We start from the raw sequence: 16,298 nt of genomic DNA on the forward strand, positions 1-16,298 counted from the left end.
ACACGGATTTCACGGTTTTTGATTAATCAATCTCTTAAAACCGTGTAATCCGCGTAATCCGTGCCTAATAATTTTAATATATTGCAAGTTTCATTGCTTACTCAACCATTCACTTTCTTATAGTCTTCCAGGAATTTCTTCAATCCCGAATCCGTCAACGGATGATTCAATAAGCCCTTGATAGCACTCAACGGACAAGTAGCAACGTCCGCTCCCACTTCCACACATTCGATGATATGCTTCGTATTGCGGATAGAAGCAGCAAGTACCTGCGTCTTGTAATCATAGGTACGATACATACGTACAATATCACCGACAAGCCCTACCCCATCTTCACAAATGTCGTCCAAACGTCCGACAAAAGGTGAAACATAAGTAGCTCCGGCTTTAGCAGCCAATAATGCCTGTCCTACGGAAAAGACCAATGTACAGTTTGTACGGATTCTCTTCTCCGTGAAATACTTGATAGCTTTGATACCATCGGCAATGCAAGGCACTTTCACTACAATATGTGTATTAAGCGCAGCCAGTTCTTCGCCCTCGCGAATCATGCCTTCATAATCGGTTGCAATCACTTCGGCACTCACGTCGCCTTTGACAATCTCGCATATCTTGATATAATGTTCACGCTGGTTTTGCGTGCCCTTGATACCTTCTTTCGCCATGAGCGAAGGGTTGGTAGTCACTCCGTCAAGTACTCCGAGGTCATACGCCTCTTGAATCTGCTCCAAATTGGCTGTGTCAATAAAAAACTTCATACTTCTAATTTTTAATGGTTAACTATCTAATAGTCAAAGATAAGAATTTATTTCCATTCACCCGGGATTAAGCAATTGTTATTTCCGGGTCAAGATATACATCTTGGATGGTGTTCAATAACTCTACGCCTTCATTCATCGGTTTCTGGAACGCTTTACGTCCGCTAATCAATCCCATACCACCGGCACGTTTATTGACTACGGCAGTGATGACAGCATCACGCAAGTCTGATTCTCCATGAGATTCTCCACCGGAGTTAATCAATCCTACACGTCCCATATAGCCGTTGGCTACCTGGTAGCGGCAAAGGTCAATCGGGTGTTCGGAACTTAATTCGGTGTACATACGTTCATCAATTTTACCGAAGCCGATGGCTTTAAACCCACCATTATTAGTAGGAAGTTTCTGTTTCACAATATCCGCTTTGATAGTGACTCCCAGGCGGTCGGCCTGTCCGGTGAGGTCGGCAGCGGAATGATAGTCCACAGCACCTTTCTTGAAATCATTATTACGCAGATAGCACCAAAGAATGGTTGCCATACCCAGTTCGTGCGCATATTCAAAAGCCTCGGCAATCTCCACCAACTGGCGACGGCTTTGTTCAGAACCGAAATAGATGGTTGCTCCTACGGCTACCGCTCCCATATTCCAAGCCTCCTTAACCGTACCGAACATCACTTGGTCGAAGCTGTTCGGGTAAGAAAGCAACTCATTGTGATTCAGTTTCACAATGAAAGGTATTTTATGGGCATATTTACGTGCCACGGAGCCAAGAATACCAAATGTGGAAGCTACCCCGTTACAACCGCCTTCAATAGCCAGTTTTACGATATTTTCCGGGTCGAAATAAATCGGATTCGGGGCAAAGGATGCCCCGGCGGTATGTTCAATATCCTGGTCGACGGGAAGTATGGATACATAACCGGTATTTGCCAGACGTCCGTGTCCCAACAAGGTTTGCAGGCTGTTCAATACGCGTATGTTCCGGTCGGAATCAATCCAAACCTTATCTATAGTATCGGGAGACGGAACATGAATCAATGATTTATCAATGGTTTCGCAAGTGTGGTCCAGGTAATAACAGGCCTTATCTCTTAGTAATTCAACTACTTTACTCATAACTTTGTTTTTTTAATGTGTAACTATTCTATTTTTTCTTCCCCTGATTCGCTACCGCGTCCATCAGTTTCTTTATTTCTTCGGGATTACCGAGGAAATAATCATTAGCCACGTTCAGGTTTTCATCAAACTCAAAAACGTAAGGCACGGCAGTAGGCAGGTTCAGCTTTATAATATCTTCATCCGAAATATGTTTCAGATGCTTGATGATACCTCTCAAACTATTGCCATGAGCCACCACCAATAAGGTATGGGCTGTTTTCAGACTGGGAAATATATCCGATTCCCAATAAGGCATAATACGTTCGATGGTATCTTTTAAAGATTCGGTACGGGGGAGTTCGGCATCGGGAACTTCATGGTAACGGTAATCGAAACGCGGGTTTCTCAAATCATTCTCCGCAAGCGGATTAGGAGCAATATCGTAGCTACGACGCCATACGAGCACTTGCTCTTCACCATATTTCTCGGCAGTTTCCGCTTTATTCAATCCCTGCAACTCTCCATAATGCTTTTCATTCAAGCGCCAGTTTTTCTCTACGGGAATCCAGTCCAGGTTCATCTTGTCCAGTACACAGTTCAGTGTCTTTACAGCTCTTTTCAGATAAGAGGTATAGGCTTTATCGAAATTGAATCCATATTCTTTCAGCGTCACACCGGCTTTCTCCGCTTCGGCAACTCCTTTTTCAGTCAGGTCTACATCCGTCCAGCCCGTAAAACGGTTTTCCTTGTTCCAGACACTTTCACCATGACGAAGCAATACTATCTTTTTCATTCTTATAAATCTCCTTTCTTCTTTTTATATATACAACATTTTGTTTCTCCACAAAGTTCACCAGAAAATAAATAGTTATCAATACCCAAAAATGATGATTCTTTTCAGTAGTTCAGTAAAATATGGGGAACATGTATATAAAAAATAAACTCACCTTTCCCCGAAGGGAAAAGCAAGTTTATTCAAAAAGAGAGAGAATTTAATGCATAAAAATCGGTCCTAGTTTTGCGTTTTGTTTTAAAAGCCCTCTGTTGAAGCAGATATATCGGTATTTTTGCCGTAATATGCTTCTTTTGTCTTTTTAATGTCCCGCAGCAAAGCTGCATAATGACGATAATTCAAGTCACCTTCCTTGCAAACGGCAAGCTGTCTTTTCACATATTCTTCCACCTTGTCAAAGTGTGTTTCCACAAAGAGCAGGATATCAGAACGGCTGAATGTCGCATTCGCATTGGCGATATCTTTGCTTTCGGGATTCATCATGCGTCCGATAAATGTCAGATAAGACCGTTGCAACTGGCGACGGAGATTATTTTCCAACTCATTGGAAGTGTTCAAAGGTTTCCATATCGCAGTGAACACATCATTCAGATATTCATCAAGCGGATACGGTTCCGAACCGCACAAAGAAGACGAATAGATATTATACATCATTCCCGGCGCGAGCAGTAAAGTGACTAAGGAATTTTGGCGGTCACGAATTTCATCCATAGGTTTGACTCCCGTGCAACTCACCACCTTATCCGGATAGAGCCAGAGCGGAGCCTCGAACAGATTGCGTCCAAACCACTCTATCGCCTCTTTCTGCACACTGCGCGGCAGGTAATCATGAGGTTTCATCCCCGGCAGATTATTGGTATAACGGCCACCCAAGTTTCTCTGTACATGCATAGTGTATTTCAGATGTTGGGCACGGACTGATTTATAAATCGTATTCAGGTCGTCATAATGGCCGTCAGGCTGCGCTGTCCAGGTCATTATATTTTCCATCACCCTTTTCAGGTTCTTTATGCCATATTCATTCGCTTTCATATTGTTATCACCCAGATCCTCACTTTGGCTGCGCGGGTCAGCACCTTTTCCTTCATCACCGATAAACAACATACGACGGTCGTTCTGAAGTTTCTTCGTGACTTCGGCACGCAATGCCGCTTTCTCTTTAAAAGGGTCTTTAAATTCGGGACGATACTGGTAACCCCATTTGATTGCCCATTTGTCATAGTCGCCAATACGGGGGAAAAGTCCTTTCCCGGAAATCTTATCCTCAGGTTGCGCCACGTAATTAAACCGTGCATAATCCATTATCGACACCGTGTGACCATTGGCTTCCACCCAAGCTTTATCACGCAGTTTTTCTACCGGCGTAGCCGAACTTGCCGCCATGTTGTGACGCAATCCGAGGGTATGCCCTACCTCATGTGAGGAAACGAACTGAATCAATGTACCCATCAATTCGTCATCAAAGTTCATTGTCTGCGCACGTTTATCCAAAGGTCCGCACTGCACCATATACCACTTTTTAAGCAAGTTCATCACGTTGTGATACCAACAGATATGGCTTTCCATGATTTCCCCGCTACGAGGGTCTACAATACGCGGCCCGTAAGCATTCTCGTTTTCCGAAGGCAGATAACGCAACACGCTATAACGTGCGTCATCCAAACTCATTGTAGGATCGTCCGGCCATTCTTTAGCTATGATGGCATTTTTGAATCCGGCAGCTTCAAAGGCTACATTCCAGTCTTTCACACCCGCTTTAAGATAAGGTATCCATTTCTTCGGTGTTGCAGGGTCTATGTAATATACAATGGGACGTTTCGGTTCGGTAAGTTGTCCCCGGCGATAACGTTCCGGGTCTTTCGGCTCCAACCGGTAACGCTGGATGATAGATCCGCGCACAGTAACCTGCTGGTCGTCCGAAAATTCAGTTACCGGATTCTGGAAGAATCCCACCCGTTCGTCCGCCAGACGTGGCTGCATGGGTTCTTTAGGTAACATTACCATGCTGGTATTCAATTTCACAGTCACCGAACCCGTCGCAGCCGCCGGCAACTTGCCGGAAGTAATATTGTAAGTACGCAAGGTGGTCACCTCTACATTAATAGGATAAGTCTTGATAGTATCCATAAATGTACGATCCTGTACTAACGAGCCGATACCCAGAATGGAACGGTCACTTGATGTAAAGCCACATGTTTTGTTATCCCCCAGAAGAAACTTGGATACATTAATGAGCTGTGCCTGAGTTTCCGGATTCCTACCGATAACATCGAACTTACCAATAACCGGATTTACAGTTGATTGTTTCAACGCCTCAGCTATTTTATCCCCCGGACGGGCAAACTGTGACTGCACATACTCGCGCAGAAAGAGAGTCTTGTCATTATGCTGTTCCCAATAAACCACACTCCGGTTCACCTCTTCGCCACTAATCATCTTGAAACCCTGCGGCACGGCTTTAAACCGGGTAACAACCAACAGTAACCGTTCCAACAGAGAATCCGGTACTTCAAAATACCAGTCATCTTTGATATGACGTACTGTAAACATTCCCTCACATTCGCTTCCGCCTTCTTTCAGCAGTTTCTCATAAGGTGTAGTTTTCTTGGTAGTGTCCTCTTGGGCTACTAATTTCTTCTTTCCGCTATCAAGCAGACATTCACCGCCGATATGTGCTCCGACACCTTGCAAGGTAAGGAGCACCAACACAGCCATCATTAAAATCTTTCGCATGTTTTCCCTTTATTTTTTTATTCGTTAGTGTTCAGCGTTATGTTCGGGTTCTTTTCACGGGCATCTACCGGGAACGGGATGATATACAAGCGTGAATCCGGGCGCAGTGTGTATGTTTTCTGCTCAACGTCCGTAGAAACCAATGGAAACTTACGGGTGATTGTCTTCGCATAATCGGCTTCCGTATTGTATCGTTTCAAATCCCAAAAACGGCTGAATCCTGAAATCAACTCTTTGCGGCGTTCGTCAATGACTGCCTGCACCATCGCCCGTTCGGTAGCCGGTTCCGGCAATACGGCTTCCGCACCCCTGATTCGTTTTTCCCGCAACAAGTTCAAAGTCCCGACAGCACCCGATATATCCTTCAACCGTGCTTTAGCTTCGGCCAAAATCAGATAAACTTCAGCAGTACGCATACCTACGGACATCGTCTGGAATTTAGAGTAAGTAATTGAAGTATTCCATAAAGCAGCACCGGAGCCTTCATCAAAGTAATAGATACTGTTGCCGGTCGTTTTGAAGAATTGGTTCATACGTTCGTCATTCTGTCCGTAAAGTTGCACCAACTCCGGACTTGCCATACCATACGTGTAAGCCAAATTGTCAGAGTATCCCCCCATATAAGCATAATTCAAAATTTCCGGATTACCGCCTTTGGCATAAGTCGACACCTTGGTCGGGCCGCCTGCATCCGCTAAAGTCACATAATCAATCAAACTGCCGTTCCGTTTCAACGATTCTTCCGCAGCTTCTTTCGCTTTCTTCCAGTCTCGATGGAACAGATAAACGCGAGCAGCCAATGCATAACCAAACGCTTTGGACGGATGATATACATTTACCGGTTCTTCCTGCAAATAAGGAAGTGCATCTTCTATATCCTTAATAATGAAATCATAAACTTCGGCAACAGTCGATTTGGTCGGAGTAGCTTCCAAGTCATATTTACTGACGATGGGAATCCCGCCGTCATTCGCCGCCGTTTCCGGATTATAGGCTTTCGCATACGTATTCACTGCAATAAAGTGATCCCATGCACGCATGATCTTCGCTTCCGCTTTAGCCAGTTCTTTGGTGTCTTTGTCACCCTGACTGTCGTCTATCAATGAAATCACAATATTCGACCGCAAGATGTATGCATAACAGTTTGCATACAGATTGTTGTCACTCAATTCTTTTCTGTTGGCTTCCTCATTGAAAGTCATATTAATACCATCCCATGAGATAAACTCATTACCTATGATATTTGATTCCTTCGCCCATACATTATCACTCAACAAAGCAAAGGCTGACGGATAATAAGCCCGGTTGGGCAGTGCTATCAATTCGTAATAAGTTTGGGTAGAATCCACGGTTTTCTTGCCTGTGGGAGTTATATCCACATAATTTTCGCAAGCTGCAAACCCTATTATGAGAATAATCGGCAAAATATAAAGTAATTTACGCATATCCTATGTCTTTTAAATAGTTAGAAACTTGTTGATAATCCGATGGAGTAAGTTTTGGGCGAAGCCATACCACGTGTTCCACCATTCATATTGTAACTCTCGGGATCAATATCGCTCCCTGCCTTACACCAGGTAAACAGATTGTTCACTTGCACCTTTACTTTCAGCGAGTTGAGACGGAGATGCTGGCAGATAGTCAGTGGCAAAGTATAACCCAAACTCAGGCTACGCAATTTCACATAACCGGCATCTTTCACATTCATATCACCATACTGCCACCAATCCTGAAAAGTACCCGCATAAGATTTCACCTGCGACGGCATATCAAGATACATACGTACTAATTCATCCGGGGCATCCGCACTCCAACGGTTGGAAATTCCTTTCAGCGTCTGGCTTCCCAATTGGTCACTCATGCTCACTACACTGTTGCGCAGTTTGTTACCGCCGGCATACACGAAGAAAGCGTTCAAATCGAAATTCTTATAGTTAAGCCTGAAAGCCAGTGAGCCACTGAATTTCGGAGTCAGTGAACCAAGGTTCACCAAGTCGTCAGTACCTTTGAGCGATGAACCGCTGGTGATACTGGCTACCGTGCCGTCTTCATTGAATTTCACCAAATCATTGCCATCTTTATCTACTGCTACCGGATACCCGTTCTCAATGCGGTCTATACGGTAAGCCCATAGTGTATTATAGCTAGTGCCTTCCATGAAATAGTTCTGCGGACTCATAATAAAAAGTGACGCATAGTCCGATTCGCTGTGATCCACTTTCAGCATTTTGTTCTTATTATGGTCAAAGTTGAAATCTACAGCAAAATTCCAGTCTTTCTTGCGGACGATGTTTGCCGTGAGGGAAAATTCCACACCCCGGTTACGCATCTCGCCATTATTTACAACACGTGATTTCGCCCCTATAGTCGGATCCATATACCGACGTACAAGCAAATCGGACGCTTGGCGGTTGTAGTATTCCAAACTACCGTTAATCACATTATTGAACAGGCGGAAATCCAATCCCACATTGTAAGTGGCAGTCTTTTCCCAACGCAGTTTCGGATTAGGCAAATCATCATCATCGTACGTCAGATAGGTTGTTTTAATAGGATTGCTCTGTGTCTTTTGCTTGACAACAAAATAAGTGGTCGAACTTTGGTCTACGTTACCGTTGATACCATAAGTCATACGCACTTTGAGATAATCCAACCAGGAAATCTCTTTCATAAATGACTCTTCCGACAGGATCCAGGAAGCACCAACAGACCATAAGGGATGACGCTGGTTACGAATATCAAGACCGAACAAGTCGGTTTGATCCCAACGGATACTTCCCGACAGATTATAGCGGGACAGGTAAGAGTATGCTGCATTCGCATAAAAAGACGCATAACGATGGCGTGTCTCCTGTAAAGTGGTGGACAGCCCCGACAAAGTAATCGTATTGCCGGAAAGGGCACTGGTTCCTACGCCATCACGGAAGGTCTGCCAGTTCATTTGATCGGAAGTCAGCGTCTGCGGATCATAGCCATAAAGTAATTGACGAGTAGATTTCGGAATCTTGTTTTCACGGAATTCCAATCCGGCAATGGCAGTCACTGTATGATCCTTCCAGCTTTTGTCAAAATCTATCTGGTTTCGTACTGTATAGCGGTTACTTTCTACTTCTGTCTGATAAAATCGACCACCTTTCGGCAAATGCGATTTTCCGTCCGTGTCAACCATACCGTTATGCGACATACGCATCAGATAGGAATCTTCCGAGTCAAACTGCTCACTCTTACTCTTGTTCCATTCATATTGATACATAAAATTGTACTTAAACATCTTCAGGAAACGGGCCTGCAAACTGACAAATGGACGGATACTGACATTGTGCGCTTTCGTCTTGCTTTCATCCAGCATATCGAGCACATTGAAACCAAACGATTTGTAAGGTGAAACACATTCCGCCTGACTTACCACACTGCCATTATAAGCACTGTTCGGATAACCGCCTATATTGACGTAAGGAGACGTATAACGGTTGCCGTCGGCATCCAATATCCGTTCATACCTTTGCTGTATGGTATAGCTGGTATAGCTTGTATTCGGTGTGTCGCTGCGTCCCATGCGTACGTCCACGCCGGCGTTCACATTCATCCAACTCGTAATCGCATAGTTCGACTTGTAATACAAGGAAATCCGATTACTCTTACTGCTTATGATACGCTGATTGTCAGTCTCATAGTTGAAAGAAAGAAAGTGATTGTTATTTCCGGTCTTTTGAGATATACTCACGTTATAACGTTGGGTCACGGCTGTACGCCAGGCGTTGTCACGATATTCTTTATAATAGTCATTATTGCGCCATTGATTCAAAGTGGCATTTACCTCATCACTGCTGACACTTCCATTTTCCCGATCCAGATAAAGTTGGAACAAAGGGTTGTAGTATCCGGATTTAAAACCGGACAAGTATCCCGATGCACTCCCTATTTCGGCTACATTGGCATCAAATACAGCCGTTTGGTAATCAATGATTTCACTGGTAGAAGCCAGATTCAAGCTCTTGAAATTCGGTTTGGTAGTGATAAACCAGTCGGCGTTAATAGACACGTTTGTACCTTCTTTTGGAGCTTTCTTCGTAGCCACTACGATAACACCATTCGCAGCTAAAGCACCATAAATACTAGCTGCTGCGGCATCTTTCAAGACTGTAATACTTTCTACATTATAAGAATTTATCTCACTCAAAGTCAGGTCGGTCGGCATATCATCTACGACGATCAACGGCATTGTGCCTACCTTATCTGAGAATGTACCTACACCACGAAGGATGGGACTCATATCACCGTTATTCGGATTAATATTCATACGCAAACCGGCTATTTGTCCTTCCAGGGATGACACCAGGTCACTATGCATCTGCCTTGTCAGTTGTTCAGAATCTATAAAGCCAAAAGAGGCAGTAGAACGTTCACGGCTGATACGCTGATAACCGGTCACGACTACGTCACCTAGTTGTTGTTTGTCCTCATGCAAAATTACATTGACGCTGGTACGTCCTTTGATAGACACCTTTTCAGTCTGCATCCCCACATAAGAGACTTCCAATGTATGAGTGCCTTCCAGTACTTTGCAAGTAAAATATCCTTCAATATTAGAAATGGCTCCAAATGGGCTGTCGATTCCCCGGACGTTCGCACCCGGCAACGGATCACCTTTTTCATCCATTACCCGCCCCTCGACGTTTCTGACTTTACGAGTAGTCGATGCAGGCTTCACTTTACGGACAGTGATAAAATGTTGTTTCACCTCATATTCAAAAGGTTTCCCTTCCAGTATTTTCTGAAGTGCCGCCAAAGGTGCCAACTGGTGTATGCTGACGCTTACCCGGTACGCTCCGACATCTTCACTAGGAAAATTCACCTTATAACCGGACACATTGCTGAACTGCTTCAAAGCCTCTCCCAGTGGCGCTTCCTTTAGTTCCAAAGAAATCAATTTGCTGTCCGTATCTTGCGCCCGTCCATAGAGGGCAGTTACAAACATCAGCAATAAGAAGGCGGCTTTCATCCATACGACCTTTCTCATTGCCTTTTTGCGAGACAATGTAATTTGTTGCTTTTTCATAAGAGTTGTATTTGTAAAGTTATATATGTTTAATCGTAATAGTCCCGTCCTGATATTCTACATGTACTTTTTCCAGTTTATTCAGCAGTTCCACCGCCTCGTCCAGATGAGCGTTGCGGTTCGTCCAAAAGTTCAGGCGGATATTGTATAGTTCCACCTGTTCAAAGTCGACGTTCACGTTGTACCATCTGCCCAGAGAACTCATAATTTCTTCCAGTGACGAATCTTCAAAATAGAACATTCCTTCTGTCCATGCCGTATAGGTAGCTATGTTGACACGCGATATTTTCTCTTCTCCGGTTTCCGTATAAGTCAAGTCCTGTCCGGGTTGAAGTACTACGGATGTAAGGCTGTTCGTGTTGGTCACTTGCACTTTTCCCTGCACCAATGTCACGTGGCGGTCTTCTGTTGTGTATGAACGTACATTGAATTTAGTACCCAGCACATGGGTATCCATGCCGTCGGCACTTACGATAAAGGGACATTTTTCATCCTTTGCCACTTCAAAGCAGGCTTCACCTTTCAACTCTACCCGTCGTTCCTTCCCGTTGAATGCGACAGGATAGCGCAGGCTACTTTCAGCATTTATCCACACTTTAGTCCCGTCGGACAATACTAATAGGAAACTTTTTCCACGTGGTGTAGTCAACGTTTGACAGCAGGTGGTATCCGGCGTCAATGTTTTCCATTTTTTGATGTCCATCACACTGTCTTCCAACAGTTGTTGTTCATGATGACCGTCCATTTGCAGCATCACATGTTCTCCACTGACAGTTGCGGCAAAGAATCGCACCGGTTCCTCTTTTTTTATAAAGAAAGAAGGAAGTAAAGAAGGTATAAGAAAGGCCAAAACCAAAATGGCAGCCACAGCAGAAGCCGCTACCCAAATACGTGTTTTCGTTTTTGCCTTGCGTCTCCTATCCAGGCTTTCACGCATCACAGCTTCCTTGCAAGCCATCAGGTCAAGAAATAGTTTCTTGTTTTCAGGTACGCTAATCCACTGGTTGAACTCTTCCGTCTCCCTTAGTCTCGGTTCCTGTATCGCACGCAATGCATAATCTGAATTCTGGTCTGGATTTTCCATCATAATAATCAACTGTTTATCTTAATACGTAGAGCCAACCGAAATTAATGACACCTATGAGAGATTTTTTTTCTTGATGGAAATTCAGAAAGAACAAATGCTCTTTTTAGTTGCTTGCATAGATAGAATGACGTATTTTTATTGCAATATTATCGAAGAAAGATATTATTTACAGCATGAAACGTTGGCAATGCAAGATATAAGAGCTATATTCGCAGACAAATATAAACTGATAATACGAAATATTTAGATGTACAGTTCACAAAAGAGTGTCTTAATTCGCTTGTATGAGTCGCCACAAACGGTTTTCTCAATTGCAGGAATCACTCTTCTTCTTGGAGAAGAAAGAGAAGGCGTAATGGCGAAGCGTCTTAATTATTACGTGAAGGAAGGCAAGCTGCTGAACCCGCGCCGGAGATTTTACGCGAAGAAAAACTATAATCCCGAAGAACTGGCGTGTATGCTCTTCACACCATCTTACCTGTCGCTGGAATATGTGCTTCAGAAAGCGGGCGTGGTATTTCAATATGATTCTCGCCTTTCATCTGTCAGCTACTTGAGCCGCAGTGTGGAAATTGACGGCAAAGAGTTTTGCTACAGACGTATAAAGGGTGAGATTCTAGCAAACACAACAGGGATAATATGCAGGAACAACATCAATATGGCTACTCCGGAGAGAGCTTTCCTTGATGTAATGTACCTGAACGCCGACTATTATTTCGATAATCTGAGGGCTTTGGACTATAAAAAGGTGAAGGAATTGTTGCCTATTTATAATAACGGACGAATGGAAATGAGAGTGAAACGATTATTCAACAAGTAATAAAGACGATATGGACATAAATAAGCATAAGTTTTTCATGATGCAGGTATTGAAAGACATATATACGGATAAGGAACTTGCCAACTGTCTAGGATTTAAAGGCGGAACAGCCTTGATGTTTTTCTACCAGCTTCCGAGGTTTTCTGTCGATTTGGACTTCAACTTGCTAGATAGTGCCAAAGAAAAAAGAGTATATGAGAAAGTTCACGCCATATTATTGAAATATGGTAAAATATTCGATGAAGCCATGAAGTTTTACGACCCCATTATCGTACTTGATTATGGCATGGGCGAGCGGAAATTGAAAGTCGAAATATCCAATCGCATCTACGACAATCACTACGAGATAAAAAATCTGTTAGGCATAGAAATGAAAGTATTGGTACAATCGGATATGTTCGCTCATAAGTTGTGCGCATTGCTCGACCGTTCAGAAGTGACAAGCCGTGACATCTTCGACTGTTGGTTTTTCTTGCAGAATCATTCCGCTATCAATGCCGGTATCGTTGAGAACCGCATGGGGCTTCCTCTTGCCGATTACATACAAAAGTGCGTGGAACGTCTGGAACAGACAAGTGACAAAAGTCTGATAAGCGGATTGGGAGAACTGACCGATGCAAAGATGAAATCCTTTGTCAGAACGAAACTTCGTAAAGAAACCATCCAACTGCTGCAATTCTTCAAAGAGTTCCCGACTTTAGCGTAGAAACAGACGTTTCAGGAATAAGGTTACCAACAAGCGGATAAATCTCCCCAAAAGATCGATTATTCTCCGAACACTATTGACGATGAAAAAAGAAGAACTAATAATGTGTTTCCCTCTAAATTTGAAAGAGGATGTTCAAGTAGTCATTGATAATTTGAAAATCAAGGACGGAGATATTCATAAGAGGTCATATAACGTCAAAATTAATAATATCCTCTTAACAATACCGGAACGAATTTATTTTAGTGAGCCTGCGTCCGGGAATTTGACTACTATACAGAAATATATTTTAGACTGCATTTTCACCAAACATCATGATGGTTTTATTAGACAGAAGCATTTGCGCAATCTGTTATTCTGTACAGAGTATTGGATAATACCGTTCTGCTTTAGGTTATTAGGTGAATATGTAAAAGATATATTGCCTGACATAAAAGTTCAAATAGATAATAATATTGAAAATTACCTTTACTTTATATCTGAAAATAACGAGTTCTATAATAGAACAAAAAGCCAGATGATTAGCTATTGGAATTGTTATTATAGAAAGGAATATCCAAATCCTAAATCATATATAGGTTTTCAAATTTTTAGTGAGTTAGAAAAAGCATATAACAAACGAATAAATATAAATTATGAATATGAAATTTGAAGGAATTGATAAAAATAACGCTCACGCAAGAGCAATAGAATTGCTGACAGAAGATTTTTTCTGGAGTGCTTCAGATGAATTATCTCCATTTGGTTCAGATGAAGGACATACTGCCTTGTGTGAGTTCCGAAAATGGCGTAAGAAAAATAAAAAAATATCTGTTGGATATTGTATTGCCTGGGTTATAGAAAGTGTGGGAGAATTTGACGACTACGATGACTACAACGAAGAAAATCTTGTGGACGAACTCAAGATAAAAAGTCAAATAGATAATGATGAATTTGACGACCAACAATATATTTTCACTCTTGACTCCTCTGTCATTGCAACAGCATTAGGTCAATTAGTGGATGAAGGTTTGATAGAAGTTGATTACAAATATTTTGTTCAAGTGGCTATAAATCGTTTGAGAATTTGGGCTAACTTACATGAAAGTTGGAAGTATAAAAACGAATTTGTCAGACGGTTAAATATAATAGAGAAAGTACTTGAAAAAGCATAAAGCAATCAACAACAAAGAAGAAGATATTAAATATGGAAATAAAATTTACAGCCAATCATATAGTATATGAACTAACAGAAGATAATTCATATTTAGTGGGGTACGCAGACGATAAAAATGATACTGAAGAGTATGTGATTATTGAAAGAGCATTAGAGTTTGATGAACAAGATATTAGTTTAGGAATGAACTCGTACTATATCGAATATACAGATCAATCTAATTCTGGCTATGATATATGTAACAACGTTATCTTGCGTCAAAATGAAATAACCTTTTCTGTAAAGAATGGACAAATGGATGGCATTACTTCAATCACTGTTGCGTATAAGGAAAATCTAATTAAAGATATAAAGGAATATAGAAAAATGCTTTCAGATATTCTGGGAGATAGATTAATTATTGAATAGTTATTAACAAACAGCGATGCAACTTAAAGTTGCACAGTGCCAAGCATTAACAATAAAGTAAGACAAATAAAATATTATAAAATCATGTTGAGTAATAAGGTGATAGAATATTTGAATAAACAAGGCGTATATTCGGAAAAAGAAGATAAAGAGTACAAAGAGGCTTTGGTAGATTTAAAAATTGATTTGAATAGTGATTTTGCATTGTTTAATCTAAATACTACTGAAATAACATTTCGTGGACGATGTAGCGAAATCTACAATGTATGTTGGTTCAAAATTTACACAAATGATTTAACTTATGGGATAGAGAGACAAGCAATGTTAAACATTCCCACTGAATACTTACCTCTTGATAGTTTTGAAGGTGAAGGTGGTTTTTTCTATAACCGTAAGACAGGAGAAGTCCTCGAAATTGAATTGGGAGAAAAACTAATCAATTTTCAAAATGGAAAGTTATCGCCACAATGGAAAGACTTCAATTCTTTTTTGGAATGGTATTTTGAATTATAACAAGCTATATCAATGATAATGATATACAACTACCTATGCCACCTAACGGCTGTAAGCCGCAAACCACTAATAATAAAGATGAAAGATGAAGCCTATATACCAATGACAATAACACACAAATGAACTATTCCAACGGTTCACAGGTTTCACCATTGAGATGAACAACTATAAATCAGACATTTATGGTGAAGGGAGGCAGAAAAACAAAGCAAACAACCCTTCACATCCTTCACCTCTTTTTTCATATGCTATGAGCTAAAGTAAATATGCTATAAGCAAAAAAGAATATGCTATAAGCTAAAACAAATTAGCTTATAACAAATGACCCGTTGGGTATTAACTTTTGAGTTATCAAGTATTAACTCTTGAGCTATAAGGTATTAACTCTTGAATTATCAGGTATTAATACCTTGTTTACAGGAGATATATGCCGTGCGTATTGGACATATAGATCCAATATGCCAGACATATAGATCCAACACGTCAGACATATATGCCCAACAAATCCATATAAGTGCGTGAAGGATGTGAAGGGTTATTTACTTTGTTTTTCCTACTTCCATTCACCATAAATATCTGATTTATAACCATTCAGCTAAAGTGTGAAACCTGTGAAGAGCAGGATTCAACATTAAACTGTAATAAGTAAAAAGACACTCAATCGTTTACGGAGTATTTTCAAAGCCCGGGCAATATGGGTTCTGACTGTATTGTCACTGATATTTAATATTTCACTAATTTCCGCACATTTTTTTTCATTCAGAAAAAACTCTTCCACTACTATGCGCATTTGCGGCGCCATCTGGCGGATACTCTCCTGCATCCGGTCTATTTTATCTTCGTAGTCCCGATACTCTTTGGCAGTCCAACCGCTATAAAGTTCTTCCAAGTATCTTTCCGCATTCCGGTTCACTACATTCTGATGACGTATGTGGTCAATGCAACGGTTTTTCACCATGACATAGAATAAAGGCAGCAAATCAGTCTTCCCCTCAAACTGCTCGCTGTTTTCAAGTACTGAGCAAAACACATCACTCAATACATCCTTTGCGCTTTCTCCGTCATTCAGCAGATTATATGCATGAATATAGAGCTTTTGCCAATATTGCTTATACAATATGGCGATAGCATTTTGACTATTATCCATGTGTTTTGATTACTTT

14 protein-coding genes are annotated in these 16,298 nt (G+C 41.6%); 6 read left to right on the forward strand and 8 right to left on the reverse strand.

Translation table 11 applies throughout. The features are described 5' to 3' along the window. Positions 1-101: 101 nt before the first annotated feature. The 7 genes from fsa to BacF7301_RS23220 form a co-directional block, all read right to left on the reverse strand. On the reverse strand, positions 102-758 hold the full coding sequence (gene fsa / locus BacF7301_RS23190; protein WP_167966572.1) for a fructose-6-phosphate aldolase: 657 nt from the start codon (positions 756-758) through the stop codon (positions 102-104). Between the two features lie 67 nt (positions 759-825). After that, positions 826-1,878 (reverse strand): class I fructose-bisphosphate aldolase, encoded by a 1,053-nt coding sequence (locus tag BacF7301_RS23195; protein ID WP_167966574.1) that lies wholly within the window; start codon positions 1,876-1,878, stop codon positions 826-828. A gap of 28 nt (positions 1,879-1,906) precedes the next feature. After that, entirely contained in the window at positions 1,907-2,653 is a 747-nt protein-coding gene (gpmA, locus tag BacF7301_RS23200) for a 2,3-diphosphoglycerate-dependent phosphoglycerate mutase (RefSeq protein ID WP_167966576.1), read from the reverse strand. Positions 2,654-2,890: 237 nt separating this feature from the next. After that, a complete protein-coding gene (locus BacF7301_RS23205) occupies positions 2,891-5,386 on the reverse strand; it encodes a zinc-dependent metalloprotease (protein WP_167966578.1) in 2,496 nt (831 codons plus the stop codon). A 17-nt stretch (positions 5,387-5,403) separates the two neighbouring features. Continuing rightward, on the reverse strand, positions 5,404-6,831 hold the full coding sequence (locus BacF7301_RS23210) for a RagB/SusD family nutrient uptake outer membrane protein (RefSeq protein WP_167966580.1): 1,428 nt from the start codon (positions 6,829-6,831) through the stop codon (positions 5,404-5,406). Positions 6,832-6,851: 20 nt separating this feature from the next. Further along, the gene (locus tag BacF7301_RS23215; protein ID WP_167966582.1) at positions 6,852-10,445 is read right to left on the reverse strand and encodes a SusC/RagA family TonB-linked outer membrane protein; all 3,594 of its coding nucleotides are present in this window, start codon (positions 10,443-10,445) and stop codon (positions 6,852-6,854) included. 19 nt (positions 10,446-10,464) lie between these two features. Beyond that, the gene (locus BacF7301_RS23220) at positions 10,465-11,532 is read right to left on the reverse strand and encodes a FecR family protein (protein ID WP_167966583.1); all 1,068 of its coding nucleotides are present in this window, start codon (positions 11,530-11,532) and stop codon (positions 10,465-10,467) included. 247 nt (positions 11,533-11,779) lie between these two features. On the opposite strand from BacF7301_RS23220, the gene BacF7301_RS23225 reads away from it, so the two are divergent. From BacF7301_RS23225 to BacF7301_RS23250, 6 genes are all read left to right on the forward strand, one after another. Further along, positions 11,780-12,352, forward strand: a complete 573-nt coding sequence (locus BacF7301_RS23225) for a hypothetical protein (protein ID WP_167966585.1) — start codon at positions 11,780-11,782, stop codon at positions 12,350-12,352. 10 nt (positions 12,353-12,362) lie between these two features. Then, a complete protein-coding gene (locus BacF7301_RS23230) occupies positions 12,363-13,058 on the forward strand; it encodes a nucleotidyl transferase AbiEii/AbiGii toxin family protein (protein WP_167966587.1) in 696 nt (231 codons plus the stop codon). An 82-nt stretch (positions 13,059-13,140) separates the two neighbouring features. Further along, on the forward strand, positions 13,141-13,710 hold the full coding sequence (locus BacF7301_RS23235; protein WP_167966589.1) for a hypothetical protein: 570 nt from the start codon (positions 13,141-13,143) through the stop codon (positions 13,708-13,710). Then, entirely contained in the window at positions 13,700-14,212 is a 513-nt protein-coding gene (locus BacF7301_RS23240) for a hypothetical protein (protein WP_209319475.1), read from the forward strand. Before BacF7301_RS23235 ends, BacF7301_RS23240 begins: the two co-directional genes overlap by 11 nt. A 32-nt stretch (positions 14,213-14,244) precedes the next feature. Beyond that, complete coding sequence (locus BacF7301_RS23245) at positions 14,245-14,622, forward strand: Imm10 family immunity protein (RefSeq protein ID WP_167966593.1); 378 nt, start codon at positions 14,245-14,247, stop codon at positions 14,620-14,622. Between the two features lie 84 nt (positions 14,623-14,706). Next, a complete protein-coding gene (locus tag BacF7301_RS23250; protein ID WP_167966595.1) occupies positions 14,707-15,135 on the forward strand; it encodes a hypothetical protein in 429 nt (142 codons plus the stop codon). A 631-nt stretch (positions 15,136-15,766) separates the two neighbouring features. Here BacF7301_RS23250 and BacF7301_RS23255 read toward each other — a convergent pair. Continuing rightward, a complete protein-coding gene (locus BacF7301_RS23255; RefSeq protein ID WP_167966596.1) occupies positions 15,767-16,282 on the reverse strand; it encodes an RNA polymerase sigma factor in 516 nt (171 codons plus the stop codon). Positions 16,283-16,298: the final 16 nt, after the last annotated feature.

The sequence above is a fragment of the Bacteroides faecium genome (assembly GCF_012113595.1).
In the GTDB taxonomy this organism is placed as follows: Bacteria; Bacteroidota; Bacteroidia; order Bacteroidales; family Bacteroidaceae; genus Bacteroides; species Bacteroides faecium.